Raw genomic sequence first — 19,360 nt, 5'->3', positions numbered from 1 at the left:
GAATTGTCAATTTCAGCAGTTTCATTGGCCAACAAAAGCCCGCCAGCCAGCCTTTTAAATAATCAAAAATAATTGAAACTATTAAATAAAAATAACAGCAATTGTTCCCAATTGTCATAATTGTCATATAATAGAGTTTACCTACAAAAAAATCATAACCCAAATGAGCGAAACAATTCACGACCTTACCGTTAAGACCATCGCCGGGGAAGATAAATCCCTCAAAGACTATGCAGGCAATGTATTGCTAATTGTTAACTTAGCTTCTTACTGCGGCTATACTCCTCAATATGCTGGTCTGGAAAAACTGCACCAGAAATATAAAGATTCTGGCTTACGGGTCTTGGGATTTCCTTGCAATGATTATGGTGCCCAAGAACCAGGAACTAATCAGGAAATTGTCCAATTCTGCACCAAAAATTATGGTGTTACTTTTGATCTCTTTGATAAAGTTCATGCCAAAGGGTCGCAGCAACATCCCCTTTATACTATGTTAACCAGTCAGGGCAAACCACCGGGAGATGTTTCTTGGAATTTTGAGAAATTTCTGGTTAATAAAAAAGGTGAAGTGGTAGGGCGCTATCGTAGTAGCGTCACCCCCGAGTCAGCGGAGTTGACTGGGGCAATTGAGCGAGAATTGCACCAGTAATTTTGTTATTGGTTGTTAGTTATTAGTTATTAGGGGCTGTTGGTTATTAGGGGTTGTTGCTCTCGAATAACCAATATCTAATAACCAATATCTAACAACTAATATTTAACAACCAATATTTAACAACCAATATCTAATAAAAAATACCTAAAGATCAGAAAGAGCACCGACGACTGGCCGTGTTTCGTCTCGGTGCTCTAACTGGTTCGCTCCTCACACTAATCGCAGTATAGCGAATAGTTACCCGATTTGTCACCCCCTTGGGCAAAAATTATCAAGTTTTTTTCGAGTCTTGGGAGGAATTTTTTGCTTGTCTGATGGTTCGGTGGTTACATCTCTTGGGGGGGCAAAATCCCTAAACCTTTTTCTAGTAAGAGTTTTAAGACAATTTGCGTGGTTAAAATTAAGCCTAATCTGGCTTGTGCCAAAGCCAAATTTTCGGTTTTAATTTTGCTCCAGATGGGATTGGCAGCATAAAATATAAGTAAATCTTGACTTAAATCAGTGGCTAATTTCACCATAAGCTTGGTGACAATCTCACTTTTGCAAGTTGAGAGGGTATCTAGGGTCGTGATTAATTGGGAAATTAGGGTGCGTTCCGTTAGGTGGATCGGACGCAGTTGGTTTCGATCGCTTAACCAGGGGATAGGATTGGGGTTGATAATTTGCAGATCGGTGCTATGTTCCGACAAGCTGGACTCAGACAGGCTGATTAGTTGCTCCCGATCGCCCAAGCGCAGCAGCGAGCAACATCGAGCGTGGGTGTATTCCAGTAGAAAGAGATTATTTGTGAGATTATTTGTGGCATCCAATGTGGCATAGATTTTTTGCCAGTTTTGACTTTGGTGTGGGTTCTCTGAACCGTGAGTTTGGCTGGGCCATTGGCTGAGACGTTGCAACCAGGTGGCTAACCCTGGTTCGCTGAGATGGAATTGAATCCAACCGTCACGAATATGAACGGTGAAATCGGGGGAAGGCTCGATTAAAGAACCGATCGCCTCGGCAATTTCTGCCGGGGCTTTTTGCTGGGCTTTTTCCTGGGCTTTTTGCAGGGTCTTTTGCAATTTGAAGGCGATCGCGGAAATATAGATGACTTTTTCTACGTCTTTGGTGCGGTTTAATGGCATCGTTGAGGGCGTCAATATTGGCATTTGATTGTCAATAGCAGGCGATCGCGTTGCTAACAAATAATCAGAGGTGGCATTGATTAAGCGATCGCAAAATCGCGATTTCAGGGAGAATAAATCAATCGCTGCCCAAAATTCCTCTGGCCACTTTTGGGCATGGCTGGCCAAATTATCTTGATTCTGTGATTTATTCATTTTGTTGGTGACTAATGGTGGGTGACTAATGATTAGTGACTAAACATGGGGGCGATCGCTGCTCGATTGCCGCTCGAATAGCCGGGGCAATTTATGAATTGCCCCGGCTATTCAGGGGATGCAACAATCTTTAGGGATTGATTTTGAAAAAATTAACGAATTCTCACAAATCCAGCTTTTTCAATTAAATCTTGTCCTTGGTCACTTAAAAGTAACTGAGCATAAGCTTCACCCGCTTGCTGGTCGATTTGCCCATTTTGTTTGACGATGATAAACAATCTGCGGGTAATCGGATATGCTCCACTTTGAAAAGCAGCTTGATTTAATTGATTCCGCTTAGTTGGGCATTCTTCCCGGGACACCCAAGGCTCTTGATACGGAGGAATAAATTCTGCCTCTTGATTGGCGATCGCGATTGATTTTATCTGACATTGCGGGACAACTTGCGGCGCCGAACCATAGTAAATTGCCCCCAAATTATTCGCCACTAGGCGCAAAGCTTCAGTGGTTGTGGGGATAAAAGAAACATTATCAGCAAACTTTTCTCCATTCAGAATATTATCGATGAAAAACTCTACGCTGCCGCTGTCTTCCGGTCTGCGAGAATAAGCAACAATGGCTAAGTTTGATCCGCCTACTTCGTTCCAATTGGTAATTTTGCCGGTATAAATTTGTTTAAGCTGGGTGACAGTTAAGCCGGGAATATTCAGAGTTGGGTTGACGGCGATCGCAATGCCATCAATAGCCACAGGAATTTGTTTCAAAGTAAACCCTTTTTGTTGAGCTTGTTCATATTCTGTATCTTTAATTGATCGCGAAGACTGAACAAAGGCTAATTGATCGTTTAATAGCATCTCAATGCCAGTCGTAGACCCCGGAGGTTTTGTCGGATGTTGGGTATAACGCAGCTTAAAGTCAGGCCAAACAACTTGAATTAAAGCATCGACTTCTTGGCGGATCGGCGACCAAGAGGTACTGCCCCCATAGCTGACTAATGCCTGGGGAACATTTTGTATTTGGGCAAAAGTTTTAACTGGGCTAAAATTTGAGCTAGGGGAATTTTGATTATAGCCTTGAGCAGGGGTTGTCTGGGAATTAGAATCTGTTCCCCTGGGGTCGGAGGCGCGGTTTTTTAGACCCGTAAACCACCAAACTCCACCGCCTGCTAAACCTACGGTAATTAGCAGGGCTAAGACCAGAATCGTGGTGTCGTTTTTTTGAGACATAAGTGATGATTGTTTGACGCTAGAGGCTATTGGCAGATTAAGCAAAGGGGATGTTTTCCATGATTTATCCCCATTTGTAAATACGTTTATAGTAGCGATTTGTCTCCCTTAATAGCGATTCGCATTTTTTGCTTGTTCTGAATTTTCAGATTTTTTTGATGCGATCTCCTGGTAGTTGCAAGCTGGCTGGGATATTACGCTGCTTTGGTTCAAAAAATAGTTTCTTTAGCTGATAAATTGGGTTTATTTAAAATTTTATCGATTTTTAATCAAATTTAACCAAAAATTTACCGAAAAAACTATTGACAAGTTCTCCAAAATTAATTTATAATAAAATCATCGTAAGACTTTATAATGGGAATAGTATGCGCCCATATATATAACCCATATATATACCTGATTGGCAGCGGATAGGGGTTGGCAGCGGATAGGTTGACTATTTTCTGAATCGGATAGCGGTTGGTTGGCAGCTTATTTCTCTACCCCAAGCAATAAACCGGGTTTCTTTGAAAGCATTCCACAGATAACTGCTGATATTCAAAACCGAAACCCGGTTTCTGGGCTATTTGGGTTGACTACTTTCTGAATCGGATAGCGATCGCTTTTCAGATAGCCCTGATATTATTTACAAACCGTCAACCCATCAACTATTCCATCCGCTGCCAACGGAATATCCCATCAACTATCCCATCAACTATTCCATCCGCTGCCAACGGAATATCCCATCAACTATCCCATCAACTATCCCATCCGCTGCCAACCCCTACGGAAAGAAACCCGGTTTTCTCTTTGTGGGCGATCGCCTACAGAGTTATGCTAATTTTTGCTAGATATAGCAATCCTAAGTCGTCTAGCATAGAATAGAAGCCACTGGCTGTCTCTACTTATCTCTTCCATTCTCTCACAATTCATCTAGGGTTTCGATATATTGGTTATTTTAACCTAAACTGATTTTTTATTCTAGACATAATTAAAAATGATAAAAAGGTGGGTATTGCCCACCTTTTGTTGCTCTTGATGCTTAATGTTGATGCCTAATTGCTCCGCATCAAGCTGTTTCACCAAGGAAACACTATTTCCTTTAATGACGAACAATTACAGATTGTTGAGCCAATCTAAAATTAACGGATTGACCACTTCTGGCCGTTCGTCATGGGGACAGTGGCCGGTTTTGGGAATGGAAACAAATTTAATGGGTTGCGATCGCGCAAACTCTTGGAAAATTCGCCCGCCACTCACCGGAGTCCAGGGGTCATCTTCGCCCCACAAAACTAAGAGGGGACATTTGACCAAGGGTAATAATTCCGTGGGTTGTGGGCCTGGAGGGGCGGTGACAATGGAGGCAAAAACTTTTTGCGCCCCTGGATCGCAAGAGGGTTGATAAAGTAATTCGACTAATTCGTTGGTAATAGCAGATTTGTTGCCGTAAACTTGCCGCAAGGTGTTGCGGATGCGATGTTTTTGGCGAATGCGGTCAAAGAGAAATGGCCCTAACCCTGGGGAACTGACCACATTAGTAAAGATGGTCATAATTTGCCGCAGGGGAAAATGCAGTTCTTCAGGACGGTGATTTAAGCCACCGGCACAGTTTAGCAATACCCCACCAGCGACGATTTCGGGATGATTAGCGGCGATCGCCAAACTCAGCAGCGCCCCAATAGAGTTGCCAATAAATACAGCGGGTTCTTGAATATGTTCATGCCAGAAATCTTTGAGCAATTGTTGCCACAGTTCCACGGAATAGTCCACTGGGGCTTTATCGGAACCGCCAAATCCCAATAAGTCCAGAGCAAAAACCCGATAACCCCCCTCAGCCAAGGCGGGAATATTCTTACGCCAATGTCCAATGGAGGCACCGAACCCATGCACCAAAACTAGGGGCAGACCTGTGCCTTTGACGATGTATTTAATTTGATGGTTTTGCCACTCCCAGGTGAGTGGTTCCAAGGTACTGGGTGAGGTAAGTGGTTCTGCAATCACGGTCAGTTATGAAGTTTTGTAAAGGATATTTGATTATCATAAAGCTTTGATGCAGATGTGTTGCTACGTCGGGGGACTGCCGTCGGATGAGGTTCTCGAGGAGATGAGGTTCGGGAGGGGATGAGGTTCGGGAGGGGACAGCGATCGCGCTACCTTTCCTTGGTTCTACCATGCTCTACAACGCGACAAAAGATCGAGAAAAGCGGCCATTGGATGTGAAAATAAATCTATGGTGAATGGCTCTGACCCTCGTCTTCACGGGGGCAGGCTTATATTCAAGTCAGAGTCATTGATCGGAAGATTGCAAGGAAATCAGAAAGATGCTTAAACGAATTGCTGCCATTATTCTCGTTGTTTTGACTATTAGCTTAACAGGTTGTGTGAGTTCACCGACCACAGGTTTAAAACCTTATGTGAATAGCTATAAAGGTTATGAATTTTTGTATCCGAATGGATGGGTTGAGGTGCCGGTGAAAAATGGCCCAGATGTGGTGTTCAAAGATTTAATTGAGTCGAGCGAAAATGTCAGCGTGGTGATTTCTCAAATTCCAGAAAATGAAAAACTTCAGGATATTGGCGATCCTTCAACGGTGGGATATAAAATCTTGCAGAAAGCGATCGCCCCTGAAGGTTCTGGAAGACAAGCAGAGTTAATCAATGCCACTGCCATAGAAAAGAAAGACAAAACTTATTATATCTTAGAATATGCGGTAAAATTGGCCAACCAAGATCGCCATGATATTGCCAGTGTGGCGATTAGTCGCGGTAAACTATTCAGCTTTAATGTGTCTACCACCGCAAATCGCTGGCAAAAAACTGCGGAAACTTTAAAGCAAGTGGTGGCTTCTTTCTCCGTTTATTAATTTCAATTTTTTGGTGGTATTTCTGGTGGGCTTTTGCCCACCATTGAAAAAGAAACCGGGTTTCTGTGAAATATCTTCTAGGTGGCGAAGATATTTTGACAGAAACCCGGTTTCTAGGTTTTATGAGAACTTATTGATTCTGACTTTCTGCTAACAAAGCTTTACGGGCTTCTTCGGTTTTTTGGCGATCGAGTTTGAACATCACCACCGCCAAAGGAGGCAAGCAAAGATCCAAAGAATAGCGACGATTGTGCATCCACCATTCATCAGCCCATTTACCGCCTAGGTTGCCCATATTGCTGCCGCCGAATTCTTTAGCATCGCTGTTAAAGATTTCGGTATAAAAACCGTGTTCGGGTACGCCAACCCGGTAATGGCTGTGGGGTTGAGGGGTGAAGTTACAAACTGTCAAAATAAATTCATCGGAGTCTTTAGCGCGGCGAATAAAAGAAACTACGCTATGACGGTTATCGCTGCAATCAATCCACTCAAACCCTTCCTGAGCAAAATCCCAAGTATAAAGGGCGGGTTGTTGGCGATAAAGCCGGTTTAATTCACTAAAGAAGCGCTTAGTTTGTTGGTGGGGTTCATACTGCAACAGTTGCCATTCCAAGTCACCCCAGACATTCCACTCACTCCATTGGCCAAATTCCATGCCCATAAACATGGTTTTCTTCCCTGGGTGGGCGTACATATAGGCAAATAAGCAGCGCAGGTTAGCGAATTTCTGCCAGCGATCGCCCGGCATCTTGCCAATAATATTGCTCTTACCGTGAACCACTTCATCGTGAGATAACGCCAGCATGAAATTCTCGCTGTGGTTATACCACATACTGAAGGTGACGTTATTTTGGTGGAACTGGCGGAACCAAGGATCCATGCTGAAATAGTCCAGCATATCGTGCATCCAGCCCATATTCCACTTGAGGTTAAAGCCCAAACCGCCCACATAAGTCGGCCAGGAAACCATCGGCCAAGCGGTGGACTCTTCCGCCACAGAAAGTGTCCCTGGGAAATAACTGAAAATCAGGTGATTAACCTGCCGCAGGAAATCAGCCGCTTCAATATTTTCCCGTCCGCCATATTGGTTGGCAACCCATTCCCCTGGTTTCCGGGCATAGTCCAGATACAGCATAGACGCCACTGCATCCACCCGAATGCCGTCAATGTGGTATTTGTCAAACCAGAATAGGGCATTGGCATAGAGGAAGTTCCGCACTTCGTTGCGGTTGTAGTTAAATACCAAGGTGCCCCATTCTTTGTGCTCGCCTTTGCGCGGGTCGGCGTGTTCATAGAGGTGAGTCCCATCAAAGAAGGCTAAACCGTGACCATCTTTGGGGAAGTGACCGGGCACCCAGTCTACCAATACCCCAATGCCGTTTTGGTGGCACTGATCCACGAAGTACATGAAGTCTTCGGGACTGCCGTAGCGAGAAGTGGGAGCAAAGTAGCCGGTGACTTGGTAGCCCCAGGAGCCATCAAAGGGGTGTTCGGCAATGGGTAGCAGTTCGATATGAGTGTAGCCGAGTTCTTTGACGTAAGGAATGAGGCGATCGGCGAGTTCCCGGTAGGTGAGAAAACGAGCGGTGGTTTTCAGTTCCGACACAACCACTACGGGTTCTTCGGTGCCGTCGGGTTTAACCGCTGGTTCCGCTGAAGCTGCGTGTAGCCAAGAACCTAAATGGCATTCATAGACGGCAACGGGCTGAGTTAAGGCATCGGTGTGACGCCGTTTTTCCATCCAGTCGCGATCGGTCCAGGTGTAGGTTTCTAAGTCCGTAACGATCGAGGCAGTTTTGGGGCGGGGTTCTTGTTGGAAACCGTAGGGATCGGATTTTTCGTAAATATGACCTTCATTATTCTTAATTTCATATTTGTAGGCTTCCCCTACCCCAATTTGAGGAATGAACAACTCCCAAATCCCGTTGCCGATTTTCCGCATTTGGTGTTTGCGACCGTCCCAGGAGTTAAAATCTCCCAAAATTGATACGTTGCGAGCATTGGGAGCCCAAACGGCGAAATATACCCCTTTGACTCCTTCAACCACCATTGGATGGGCGCCTAGTTTTTCATAGATGCGGTGATGGTTGCCTTCGGCAAATAAATGGATGTCAAAGTCCGTGAGTTTGGAAGACCGGAAGGCATAAGGATCGTAGATCACCCGTTCGCGATCGCCTTCTTTGACCCGTAGCTGATAGTTAGAAAGTTCGGTTGTTTCGATGGTGCATTCAAAGAAGTGAGCATTATGCACCGATTGCATGGAATATTCTTTTCTGACTTCTGGGAGTACGACCCAGACTGCTTCGGCGTTGGGTAGATAAGCTCGCACCACCCAGCTTGTTACTTTGCCATTTTCTTCAATCGGATGAGGCCCAAGGATTTGAAAGGGGTCTTGATGTTGGTTCCATACAATACTGTTAACTTGATCGGGAGTAATGGTTATGGACATGAACCTACCTAATTATGAAGTTTACTAATGTGAGAAAAGATAAGTTGCCTCTTGATCTTGTTTATAAAAACATCTCATTGTTATGAGTTTTCAGCGATTTCTCACTTAATTTATCCCACGTTTGGGGATAAATTTGTTTTATGTGAGAAATTGTTACAAGCCTAGGCAAGCTCCAGTGGTCATCGGTTTTCCGGTTGAGGACAGGGACAGGAGAAAACCTAACCCTATACGGGTAGAGGCAAAACCCCTGCAAAACGGCATGAACCGTTGCTGGGTGATGAGACGATATTCTCATACACCAGAGATATTAAATAATGTAAAGGAAAATGGCTACAATCGATCTTTAGTAGGTGACAAGCCGGTGGCTAGGGGTCGGTCAGGGGATATATTGCTCAACTACAAACAACAAATAACAAGTAACAATTAACAAATAACAAATAGCACTAAAGAGGGAACATCTGCCGCAGTAAGTAGCGGATGGGAAATTTATTGATAATGTGGCTGGTGGCCGAGAATGCTGATGTTCCAGTAGGGAGGTTGGGATTGTCAGTCCAGAGTTCTGGTTGTTGTAGCTGGAGTTTTGCATATTCCGCAGGGGTGATGGGTTGACCATCAATGGGCGATCGCGCTTCGGTGATGATCTCTGTGCGTAAAATTTCTTCCGGCAGGTCTTCTGGAGGCGGTAAGGCGATCGCGGGGGTGGGGAGGAGGAAGCAGAGGAGCAGGGGAGCGGGGGGGCAGGGGAGCCGCCAACGAGCGGGGGGGCAGGGGAGCCGCCAACGAGCAGGGGAGCCCGCCATCGGCAGGGGGGCAGGAGCCCTAGGGACAGGGCAATGCGGTGTCCTAGGCGCTATGAGACGAGATAATATGGGACGATTAACCATTTTCATTACAAACCAGGGGGTAGGGGTTCATTGCAATTGTGATGGATTTGGGCAATGCGTTCAAATAGCCAGGGGTATTTTTGCCGATATTCAGGAATGAGGGCAAGGGGACTGAGAAGGGCTGCGGCAGCAATGTCGGCTACGGAGAGGCGATCGCCCACTAAGTAGGGACGGGTTTGCCAGCGTTCTTGTAATACCGCGAAGGCGGTTGTGAGGCGATCTCTGGCAAGGGCGACCGCTGCGGGAGTAATGCCATATTGTTGGCGGACGATGGTAATCACCAGTTGGCTGGAAAAGGAAGGGTCAATCGCTTTGCCTTCTCCAGCGCGATAATCATAGTAAACAAACCGGGTAGCGGTGCCAATACTTTCATCAAGCCAATCTTCTAACATCCAGGCTTCGGTGTCTAGGGTGCTGCCTAGAGATAATGGCGGTTCGGGACTATAAGCTTCGAGAAATTTCAAAATTTGGGTCGAGTCCCCAATGGCTTTGGGTTGCCCGTCAACCTCTGGCAAGAGTACCGGGGTAGTGGTTAACCCTGTCAGAGGTTTAATCTTGAGGGCGTGTAATCCTGGGGTTAAATTGTTAACGGTATAAGATATTTTTTTATAACCGAGTGCGAGTCGGGCTTTCCGACAGTAATGAGAGGTACTAAATTGCAATAGCAGCATTGATAGATTCCTGGGGATGGCCGAGGGATTCACTCCTATATATTAGGGCTATATTACGGCGAAAAATTAACCCAAAATTTACAAATCTTAAATCTTTGTCAGATTTGCGAAAAGCGGATGACGATTCCTGTAGAGAAAGGCTAGGCTATTAATCAGCCTAATCCTTCATATCCTACAGCAGCTATGGCAAAAGAACTGGCGATCGATACTCGCGGACTGACTAAGCAATTTGACCGACAAATTGCCGTCAATGATGTAGATTTACAGGTAGCTTGTGGCGAAGTTTATGGACTCATTGGCCCCAACGGCGCAGGCAAAACGACACTAATTAGAATGTTAGCCACTGCGGAAGAACCCACTACTGGAGAAATCTATATTAATGGGGAACGTTTATTAAGAGATAATTCTAATCCGACCCTGAAACAACGGCTGGGATTTTTGCCCGATGATTTTCCTCTTTATGATGACCTCACTGTTTGGGATTATCTCGACTATTTTGCCCGTCTTTATCACTTAAGACAACCCCGGCGCCGTCAACGGCTTTATGATGTACTAGAATTGGTGCAACTCAGCAATAAACGCAATAGCTTAATTTCTACCCTATCGCGAGGGATGAAACAACGCCTCAGTTTAGCCAGAACCATTATCCATGAACCAATACTTTTACTATTAGATGAACCTGTCTCTGGGTTAGATCCGATCGCCCGGATGCAGTTTCGGGAAATTATCAAAATTCTCCGAGAAGCGGGGATGACAATTTTAATTTCTTCTCACGTTCTCAGCGACTTAGCGGAACTTTGCACCTCCGTAGGCATTATGGAACTTGGCTATCTGGTGGAAAGTGCGCCCCTGAAAGAACTTTATCAAAGATTAAGTGGCCAGCAAATTATTATCTCTACTTTGGGTAAATTAGAAGCATTAGAGTCTGAATTGCGTAATCATCCCCAAATAGACGGCTGGGAAATTCTTTCCGATCGCAACAGTCTGCGGGTGCAATTTTCCGGTAATCCAGAAGATAGCGCTAAATTGCTGCGATCGCTCGTAGAAAGTGGCATTGCTCTCACGGAATTTCATTGCACCCAAGAAGACCTAGAAACCATTTTTCTCAAATTAGGACATAAGCAAGCCTCTTAAGGCAGGAGTGCGGAGGGGCAGAGGGGCAGGGGTAGGGAAACGGCAATGTCGGATTAAATGTCGGATTAACAGTTAGCCCCAGTTTCTAACCCAGCAACCAAGAACAAATAACCGACAAAAAGTATCTGGAACAAATAAGTATGTTCACAATTACAATGATTGACAAAATAATCGATATAGTCGGTGACTGGAATGCCCAGTTATTTCGAGAACTAAAAGGAAGATTAACCCTGCGGAACTTAATCTGGGTCGGAGGAGGTTCTTTAGGCTTTCAATTTCTACTCTTTACCGCATTATCTGACTCAAAATGTATTAAATATGAAAATAATCACTCCCTCGGTTATTGTGTAGAATATGTTTGGGAAATTAAATGGTTATTAATATTTCAATTTCTTTATTGGATGCTTTCCTTGATCTTATTCTGCGGTGTAGTTTACCTGCTGGTGCGTGATTTAACTCAAGAACAACGTGGGGGTACGCTGAATTTTATTCGCTTAAGTCCTCAGTCCAGCCATAAAATTTTTATCGGCAAATTATTAGGGGTGCCGATATTAGTTTATCTGACAATTTTACTGGCAGTTCCGTTACATTTAATTTCCGCGATCGCTGCGGGAATTCCGCTCGGATGGTTGGTCAGTTTATATGCTATAGTTTTGGTGGGGGCTATTTTTCTTTTTTCCTTGGCTATGCTGACTATTTTGTTTAGTAGCGCCGAACATCAAGAAAGCGCCTTGGCTATCGTGAGTTTTTGTTTAGGGTCATCGTATTTAGCCATAATTTTTACCCGATTTTCCTGGTCTAGCCTGACATATTATGGTTGGGAAAGCTGGCAATGGTTTGCTTTACCAATTGGCAACCATTTAGGGTTAATGACTCTCTGGACATTGATGACTGTTGGGACGGTTGCGTATTGGATTTGGCAAAGTTTAAATCGCCGATTTAATCATCCTCATTGCACCTTAATCAGCAAAAAACAAAGTTACTGGATCGTGGGCAGTTTTCAAGTATGGCTACTAGGATTACTTTGGCCATTCATGTCGGTAATTAAAGATGATAAAAGCTTATTATTCACTTTACTGCCGATTTCCATTATTAACCTAGGCTTTCTCTTAATTATTGCCGCCATAATTTGTCCGCAAAGACCAACTCTGATTGATTGGTCACGATATCGAAATCAAAATCAAAATTTCTGGCAAGGAACAAGCGCTGGGGAAAAACAGAATTTATGGGCAGATTTAATCTTAGGAGAAAAAAGTCCCGCCCCAGCAGCGATCGCTCTTAATATCGGCATTAGCAGCTTAATTTTGATCCCTTTTTGGATCTTAGTCAATAGCAGTATTTCTAACTCAATGCAAGCGATCGCCGCTTGGGTGATGAGCGTTAATTTAATCTTAATTTATGCCCTAATTATTCAGCTAGGGCTATTAATGAAAAGCCAACAAAGAGCCGGTTTAACCTTAATTGAATTAACTAGCGCTATCTTTTTACCGATACTAATTTTATTAGCGGTAGAAAACAAATCTCCGGTGTTGTGGATGTTTTCGGTATTTGGTATAGCTTGGGCAGCGGTGCCAGAAGCCCCCGCGATCGCGATCGGTTTTGTTATATTAGGTCAATGGTTAGTCATTGCCGGATTGAGTTTTGGTTTAACCAAAAAATTGCATCATCTCGGTGCCTCTGACTCTCAAAAATTACTTACGTCAGTATAGAGACAAATCACCATGAATCTAAAAAAATTTGTTGAAAAATGGCTGGACAGTTTGAGTGATATCAATCCCCAACTCTTTCGAGAAGTCAAAGGGCGACTGAAAACCCGCAATGTGGCGATCGCTGCGGCAATTTCCCTCGTAAGTCAGATAATTCTAGTGGGGACTTACGGCAGCCAATTACCCAACAGCCTAAATACATACTATTCCCATTACTACTGCTTAGAAACTTACCGCGAAATAAACTCTGGATATGTATGTTTAACAGATACTTCTGGCCAAGTGCTAATTAACTGGGATTTATGGTGGCTAGACATATTTTTGTGGCTCAGTTTTGCAGCGGTTTTCGCCCTCTTTGTGGCGGGGACATATATGCTAATCAGCGACCTAGCCAAAGAAGAAAAAAATGGCACCCTAAATTTTATCCGCGTCAGTCCTCGGTCTACCCAAACAATTTTGCTGGGTAAACTATTCGGCGTACCAATATTACTTTATCTGGGGGTTTTATTGGCCATACCGCTGCATACTTGGGCTGGATTATCCGCCCAAATTCCCTTGGGATTAATCATCGGTTTTGATATCGCCGTAATTGCTGGCTGCATTTTCTTCTATAGTTTAGCCATGCTATTTGGGCTAACCACTGCTTACTTAGGTGGATTTCAAACCTGGTTAGGGAGTGGTTTAGTCTTTGGCTGCCTCGCATTCACATCTGTAAGACTAGAGCGATATTCAACCCCAGTCCTTCATTCACCTATCGATTGGCTAAATTTATTCAATCCCGCCATATTACTGCCAAACTTAGTTGCTAAGAATCTAGCCAGCTTACAACCCGCAGAGCATTATTTTAACTACGGTAATTTATCTTCTTGGCAATGGTTTTATTGGCCGTTAGGTGCTTCGGCGATCGCTATTTTTTGCCTCATGGTGGTAAATTACTGCCTCTGGACTTATGCTATCTGGCAAGGGCTTTCTCGTCGCTTCCCCAACCCCACCGCCACGATAATTAGTAAGCGCCAAAGTTATAACCTGGTTGCTCTGTTTCAATTAGCGATGCTAGGTTTTGCTCTGCAAGAAGGACAACCTTATGAATATAGCGAATTTATTAGAGCTTTTTCTGAGAATTTGGGTTATATATTACTCTTAAATCTACTGCTGTTTATTGGGTTGATCGCGGCGCTTTCTCCTCACCGGCAAACGGTACAAGATTGGGCGCGATATTCTCACAGCAACAGTTTTAAATCCCTGTGGCAGGATTTGGTTTGGGGTGAAAAAAGTCCGGCGATTGTGGCGATCGCGCTTAATGCTATTTTTGCCGCTGGTTTATTAGTCCCTTGGATTTTGCTATGGCCTAATGAAACAATCAAAACCGCTGCTTTAGGGAATCTCTTATTATTCATTAGTTCGATTACCATTTACGCAGTCATTGCCCAGTTAATGTTATTAATGAAAACCCAGAAACGAGGCATTTGGGCAGCCAGCATTGTAGAGACATTAACTGTTTTGCCTCTAATGGTTTTTGTCTTGTTTTCCCTGGAACCCGATGACCAACCATTTCTCTGGCTATTTTCCGCCTTTTATTGGGCGGCCACAGAACATATTTCATTCAATTATGTGCTGTTAGCTTTTGTGGGGCAATTTGCCATTTTAGGTGGTTTAACTTTGGTGTTGAAACGGCGAGTGAATCATTTGGGTCAGTCAGCCACTCAAGCCTTGCTGAAACCAGTGAAATTGCCTACAATTTAAGATGTAAATGTCGTGGGTTAATCACTGCTTGAAAATTGTAGTTTTGCTTAATGTCAATTTGGTGCGTTACGTCGCTATTTTAAAAGTTAACGGTTTTTATATCAGTTAAGTTAGCGACTAACGCACCCTACCCGTTACTGAACCCAACCTACGCTAAATAAAGATGGTGCGTTACGGCGCTATTTTGAAAATTAACGGTTTTTATATGAATAGAATTAGCGCCTAACGCACCCTACTAACCACTAACTATGACCCAAAAAAATACGATGAATATTTCATTATTAGATCCCATCGGCGAATGGAATCCGCAAATATTCCGTGAATTCAAAGGACGGCTGAACAATCGTAACGTTTTCCTCGGTATTGGCGCATCTCTGGCGATTCAGCTTTTGTTATTACTTTACTTCTGGGTACAACTGCCCTCCAGAAAAATAGAACTTTATCATCCATATTGTACGGAAACAGAGGGTTTTTGTACGATTAATTGGCCGGAGTGGTGGAAAGATTTACACCATAGTTTTAGTTGGATTTTGGTTTTGACTCTGGTGGTCGGTGGAGTTTATTTATTAGTCTCAAATTTAGCTGAAGAACAGCGGCGCGGCACTTTAAATTTTATTCGCCTAACTCCTCAGTCAACTTATACTATTCTCTTGGGCAAAATGCTGGGAGTTCCCATCATTATTTTTTTAGGGGCTGCGGTGGCTTTGCCTTTGCATATTTGGTCAGCGATCGCGGCTGATTTTTCTGTACCTTTGCTACTGAGTTTCTATGTACTCTTAGGGGCAATTTGCGGTTTCTTCTACAGCCTGGGAATGCTTTACGTTTTTCTGGGCGGAACTCAAGGGGCGATCGCCGCAGGCACAGCTACTTTTTGCCTTTGGTTATCTCTATATACGGATTTCGGCATTTTATATGATTACTACATGGAATTTCAAGACTTGCAATGGTTTTGGACTGCGATCGCCGATAATATCTTCGCATTCCGAGGATTTGCTATCTTCAATTGTCTTCTGTGGATTTATTGGATTTGGCGAGGGTTAAACCGCCGCTTTAAAAATACCACCGCGACAATTTTTAGCAAAAAAGAGAGTTACAGCTTAGTCGCTTGTTTTGAGATTAATTTACTAGGTTTTGTTCTACCCCAAATCAACCTATTTCCACCCAGCAATTATGTTTTTGAAAACAGCATAATTGCCCTTGCTTTAATCAACTTATGCTGGTTTATGGGTTTGATTGCTATGCTGTCTCCCCATCGCCAAACTTTGCAAGATTGGGCGCGATATTCCCATACTCAAAATTTGAAATATTCCTGGCAAGATTGGATATTTGGTGAAAAAAGTCCTGCCCCAGTAGCGATCGCGATTAATCTTGGCATCACAATCGGTATTTTCCTGCCTTGGATTTTGTTATATCCCATAGATAGCAAAGAACAAATATGGGCGATCGCGGGTATTTTCATTGCTTGTACCTTAATGTTGATCTATGCAGTCTTAGCTCAACTGATGCTGCTAATTAAAAACAATAAACGGGCAATTTGGGCTGCTTCAAGTATCGGCATCGCCATGATATTTCCCTTATTGCTTTTAGGGATATTCCAGGTTAATCCAGACTATGTTCCCGAATTGTATCTGTTTACCCCACTCCCATTTTTAGGCACTGAATATATCTCATTAAACGGTTTTCTCGGAGTTGTCCTCAGTCATTCCAGTATTATTGCCGCTTTAACGTGGAAACTGAAACAGCAACTTCGTCTAGCCGGTGAGTCACAAACAAAAGCCCTTTTAGCTGGTGATTAATCGATGACTTGCCCAAATTAAATTTTTCTGTTCTAGGGTCAATGTAGGGTTTAATTTAGGGGTCAATGGCCATTGACCCCTACAAACAACAAACAACAAACAAACCAGAAATAACCTTGTATTTGTAACAGCGAGCGAAATTTTCGTACAATTGCCATAAACGGTAATTGTGAGGATACTGTGATTTTAAGGTTATTGTGTGTACTGATTGTTACTGTGGGGATTTGGTTGGGAAATATGGCGCCGGTAATGGCCAAATCAGAAAATCCCACCACCGAAACCCAAATTATTCAAGCGGAAGAGTTGGTCAGTCAAGCTATGTCCGCGACTAATGCCGGAGACTTTGCCACGGCAGAGGCTTATTGGACGGAAATTTTACAAATGTTTCCCGAAAATCCGGCAATTTGGAGTAACCGAGGCAATTCTAGGGTTAGCCAGAATAAGTTGGCAGAGGCGATCGCGGACTATAACAAGTCTATAGAACTTTATCCCAATGCCCCGGATGCCTATCTCAACCGGGGCACCGCGTGGGAAGGGTTGGGGCGCTATGAAGAGGCGATCGCGGACTATAACCATGTCCTAGAACTCAACCCCGAAGATCCCGCAGCCTACAATAACCGAGGCAATGCGGAAGCGGGTTTAGGACAATGGCAAGCGGCTGTGGCTGACTATGAAATAGCCAGTGAATTAGCCCCCGACTATGCCTTTGCCCGCGCAAACTATGCCCTGGCCCTGTATCAGCTTGGGGAAAAGTCCGAAGCCTTGCGGCAGATGAAAAACTTAGTCCGCAAATACCCCAAATTTGCCGATATGCGGGCAGCCCTTAGCGCCGCCCTGTGGTCAGAAGGCAAAATTGGCGAAGCCGAAAGTAACTGGGTGGCAGCAGCAGGATTAGATCGCCGTTATCAAGACCTCACTTGGGTGAGTCAGATTCGCCGTTGGCCTCCGGCAATGGTCGCCGCTTTGCAAAAATTTATTGAAATTAAGTAATTGTTGTTGGTTGTTGGTTGTTGGTTGTTGGTTGTTGTTGGTTGTTCGTTATTAGTAGGGTGGGCAAAATTTTGCCCACCCTACCAATGGAATAATCTGGAACAAACAACAAAAAACAATTAACAACCAACAATTAACAAACAACAACCAACTAAATACAATTCCAGTCAATTTCGTTGTTTTTTTAATAGAAAAAACGATGAAAAATAGCAAAATTATTGTAGAAAAACACCCTGATGGTTATGTTGCCTATCCTTTAGGTATCAAGGGAGTTGTAGTCGGTCAAGGGGATACATATCAAGAGGATCTCAATGATGTGCGATCTGCTATTTTATTTCATGTTGAGACTTTTGGAAAATCGGTAAGCTGAATAAGAAATTATTGAAGCTTTTGCAAAATAATGGATTGATAACCCCCACCATTAAAACCCTTATAGGCTTTTTAGCCTGGGAAAGTAACAAGTCTATTGTTATTGGTTATTAGTTGTTAGTTATTAGTTCTGAAAATTCGACCACGAACAACTAACAAGCAACAACCAATAACTAACAACTAACAACGAAAGAATCCCTACCCAATAACTAACAACCAATAACTAATTTTTGAATTAATTCTGGGGTTAATTCTTGGACGTTGCTCAGGACCACAGCGGCGCCCGCTTTTTCTAGGTTTTGAATATAGGCTTCCCGGCGATCGCTCGTGACATGAGGGGGCAAGACTCCCACCCCGACCCAAAAGCGATCGCCTTGTTGTTCCTTAGCTTTCTGCACCGTCCACATATCCGCCACCGTATCGCCGACATAGATCGTTGGAGTCGTTTTTGAGATGGGATACTGTTGTTGCAGTTGGGCTAAAACGGCAAAAAGTCCGGTGGGGTCGGGCTTTCCGGGGGCATCTTCCATCGCTACAACCACGGGATTTTCCAGCCCTAACGCCCCTTCTAGCACATAAGCAACTTCTGCCCGCATTGCCCCACTAAAAAATCCCCAAGGAATTCCCGCATTTGTGAGACTGGCTAAGTAACTGGGTTGTAATAGTAAAGGTTCTTGGGTGATGTAGCCATTCATGTTCACCGGGTCGGTGCCGCGATACCGGGATTGAAAAAATGCCACTAAGGTTTCAAAGTCAAGATTTATTTCCCCACGGCTTTGACCTTGCCGTTCAAAATAGCGATAGATTAATTCTTGGGAAGCTTCCCAGTCATTATTCCAGATGCCTTCTGATTTGAGTTGGTCGATATCCCCAGGGGTGGGGCGGTATGTCGGGCGGTATTTGGCGGCGGTGAAGTGTTCCACGGTATCCGCGATCGCCCGTCGGTATGACCCACTCACGTCCCTGACCACCCCATCGATATCAAAAACCGCGATCGCGATTGCCCGGTCGCCTCTAGTTGATTCCCCGCTCACTGATTTCCTCCCAAAAAAATAATTGCTGTATAACTGCGCTATTGACAAAAATTGTTGTACAATAGAGAATTGTACATTTGTAAAATAGTCACCGCATTGTCCGGGAGGTTTGATTGTCAAAATTCATTCTAAAGGTTCTCTGGCTAGAGGACAACGTAGCCCTTGCGGTAGATCAAGTTGTTGGTCAAGGCACCAGTCCATTAACTCGTTACTTCTTTTGGCCTCGCAATGATGCCTGGGAAGAACTGAAGAATGAACTCGAAGGCAAGCACTGGATCGCCGAAGTCGATCGCGTCGAGTTACTCAATAAAGCTACAGAAGTAATTAACTATTGGCAAGAAGAAGGCAGACGGCTTCCTTTATCCTCTGCTCAAGGTAAATTTCCAGAACTTCAATTTACTGGTAGCAGTTGATCTAGCTTTCCGAGAATCTTTTTACAGCGGATATCCCTTGGTAATTGAAAATAGGGGGACATCCGCTGATTATTTTTTTGGTGGTTGGTGGTTGGTGCTTGGTGGTTGGTGGTTGCTGAACAAACAACAAA

At 44.0% G+C, this 19,360-nt stretch carries 16 protein-coding genes; 9 read left to right on the top strand and 7 right to left on the bottom strand.

All coding sequences use genetic code 11. From position 1 onward, the window contains the following. Positions 1-163 precede the first annotated feature (163 nt). The gene (locus ABWT76_RS01405; RefSeq protein ID WP_054465142.1) at positions 164-649 is read left to right on the top strand and encodes a glutathione peroxidase; all 486 of its coding nucleotides are present in this window, start codon (positions 164-166) and stop codon (positions 647-649) included. A gap of 329 nt (positions 650-978) precedes the next feature. Here the strand turns inward: ABWT76_RS01405 and ABWT76_RS01400 are convergent, their stop codons facing one another. The 3 genes from ABWT76_RS01400 to ABWT76_RS01390 all read right to left on the bottom strand — a co-directional run bounded on the left by ABWT76_RS01400 (position 979) and on the right by ABWT76_RS01390 (position 5,177). Further along, positions 979-1,971, bottom strand: coding sequence for a DALR anticodon-binding domain-containing protein (locus ABWT76_RS01400; protein ID WP_054465143.1), 993 nt, complete (start codon positions 1,969-1,971; stop codon positions 979-981). A gap of 152 nt (positions 1,972-2,123) precedes the next feature. Next, positions 2,124-3,197: a PstS family phosphate ABC transporter substrate-binding protein gene (locus ABWT76_RS01395; protein WP_354635516.1), complete on the bottom strand. Its 1,074-nt coding sequence runs from the start codon at positions 3,195-3,197 to the stop codon at positions 2,124-2,126. Positions 3,198-4,292: 1,095 nt separating this feature from the next. After that, the gene (locus ABWT76_RS01390; RefSeq protein WP_054465145.1) at positions 4,293-5,177 is read right to left on the bottom strand and encodes an alpha/beta fold hydrolase; all 885 of its coding nucleotides are present in this window, start codon (positions 5,175-5,177) and stop codon (positions 4,293-4,295) included. Positions 5,178-5,497: 320 nt separating this feature from the next. Here ABWT76_RS01390 and psbP point away from each other — a divergent pair, with 320 nt between their 5' ends. After that, on the top strand, positions 5,498-6,040 hold the full coding sequence (gene psbP / locus ABWT76_RS01385; RefSeq protein WP_054465146.1) for a photosystem II reaction center PsbP: 543 nt from the start codon (positions 5,498-5,500) through the stop codon (positions 6,038-6,040). Positions 6,041-6,170: 130 nt separating this feature from the next. Here the strand turns inward: psbP and glgB are convergent, their stop codons facing one another. The 3 genes from glgB to ABWT76_RS01370 all read right to left on the bottom strand — a co-directional run bounded on the left by glgB (position 6,171) and on the right by ABWT76_RS01370 (position 10,044). Further along, entirely contained in the window at positions 6,171-8,489 is a 2,319-nt protein-coding gene (gene glgB, locus ABWT76_RS01380) for a 1,4-alpha-glucan branching enzyme (RefSeq protein WP_054465147.1), read from the bottom strand. Between the two features lie 443 nt (positions 8,490-8,932). Then, on the bottom strand, positions 8,933-9,289 hold the full coding sequence (locus ABWT76_RS01375; protein WP_054465148.1) for a hypothetical protein: 357 nt from the start codon (positions 9,287-9,289) through the stop codon (positions 8,933-8,935). 89 nt (positions 9,290-9,378) lie between these two features. Then, positions 9,379-10,044, bottom strand: coding sequence for a glutathione S-transferase family protein (locus ABWT76_RS01370; RefSeq protein ID WP_054465149.1), 666 nt, complete (start codon positions 10,042-10,044; stop codon positions 9,379-9,381). Positions 10,045-10,227: 183 nt separating this feature from the next. Here ABWT76_RS01370 and ABWT76_RS01365 point away from each other — a divergent pair, with 183 nt between their 5' ends. From ABWT76_RS01365 to ABWT76_RS01340, 6 genes are all read left to right on the top strand, one after another. Next, entirely contained in the window at positions 10,228-11,178 is a 951-nt protein-coding gene (locus ABWT76_RS01365; protein ID WP_054465150.1) for an ABC transporter ATP-binding protein, read from the top strand. A gap of 140 nt (positions 11,179-11,318) precedes the next feature. Beyond that, positions 11,319-12,887: a hypothetical protein gene (locus tag ABWT76_RS01360; protein ID WP_354635515.1), complete on the top strand. Its 1,569-nt coding sequence runs from the start codon at positions 11,319-11,321 to the stop codon at positions 12,885-12,887. A 12-nt stretch (positions 12,888-12,899) separates the two neighbouring features. After that, positions 12,900-14,627, top strand: coding sequence for an ABC transporter permease (locus tag ABWT76_RS01355; RefSeq protein ID WP_190878051.1), 1,728 nt, complete (start codon positions 12,900-12,902; stop codon positions 14,625-14,627). A 266-nt stretch (positions 14,628-14,893) separates the two neighbouring features. Then, positions 14,894-16,423, top strand: coding sequence for a hypothetical protein (locus ABWT76_RS01350; RefSeq protein ID WP_354635514.1), 1,530 nt, complete (start codon positions 14,894-14,896; stop codon positions 16,421-16,423). 249 nt (positions 16,424-16,672) lie between these two features. After that, positions 16,673-17,413, top strand: coding sequence for a tetratricopeptide repeat protein (locus ABWT76_RS01345; protein ID WP_354635513.1), 741 nt, complete (start codon positions 16,673-16,675; stop codon positions 17,411-17,413). A 199-nt stretch (positions 17,414-17,612) separates the two neighbouring features. After that, complete coding sequence (locus ABWT76_RS01340) at positions 17,613-17,783, top strand: type II toxin-antitoxin system HicB family antitoxin (RefSeq protein ID WP_190878055.1); 171 nt, start codon at positions 17,613-17,615, stop codon at positions 17,781-17,783. 208 nt (positions 17,784-17,991) lie between these two features. On the opposite strand, the gene ABWT76_RS01335 is transcribed toward ABWT76_RS01340, so the two are convergent. Next, the gene (locus ABWT76_RS01335) at positions 17,992-18,816 is read right to left on the bottom strand and encodes a TIGR01548 family HAD-type hydrolase (RefSeq protein ID WP_354635512.1); all 825 of its coding nucleotides are present in this window, start codon (positions 18,814-18,816) and stop codon (positions 17,992-17,994) included. A gap of 113 nt (positions 18,817-18,929) precedes the next feature. Here ABWT76_RS01335 and ABWT76_RS01330 point away from each other — a divergent pair, with 113 nt between their 5' ends. Next, positions 18,930-19,229, top strand: a complete 300-nt coding sequence (locus ABWT76_RS01330) for a 30S ribosomal protein PSRP-3 (RefSeq protein ID WP_054465154.1) — start codon at positions 18,930-18,932, stop codon at positions 19,227-19,229. The last annotated feature ends 131 nt before the right edge of the window (positions 19,230-19,360 follow it).

The sequence above is a fragment of the Planktothricoides raciborskii GIHE-MW2 genome, assembly GCF_040564635.1.
Lineage (GTDB): Bacteria > Cyanobacteriota > Cyanobacteriia > Cyanobacteriales > Laspinemataceae > Planktothricoides > Planktothricoides raciborskii.
The sequence above is the reverse complement of the archived record's forward strand: the minus strand, read 5'-3'. Positions and strand labels throughout refer to the sequence as shown.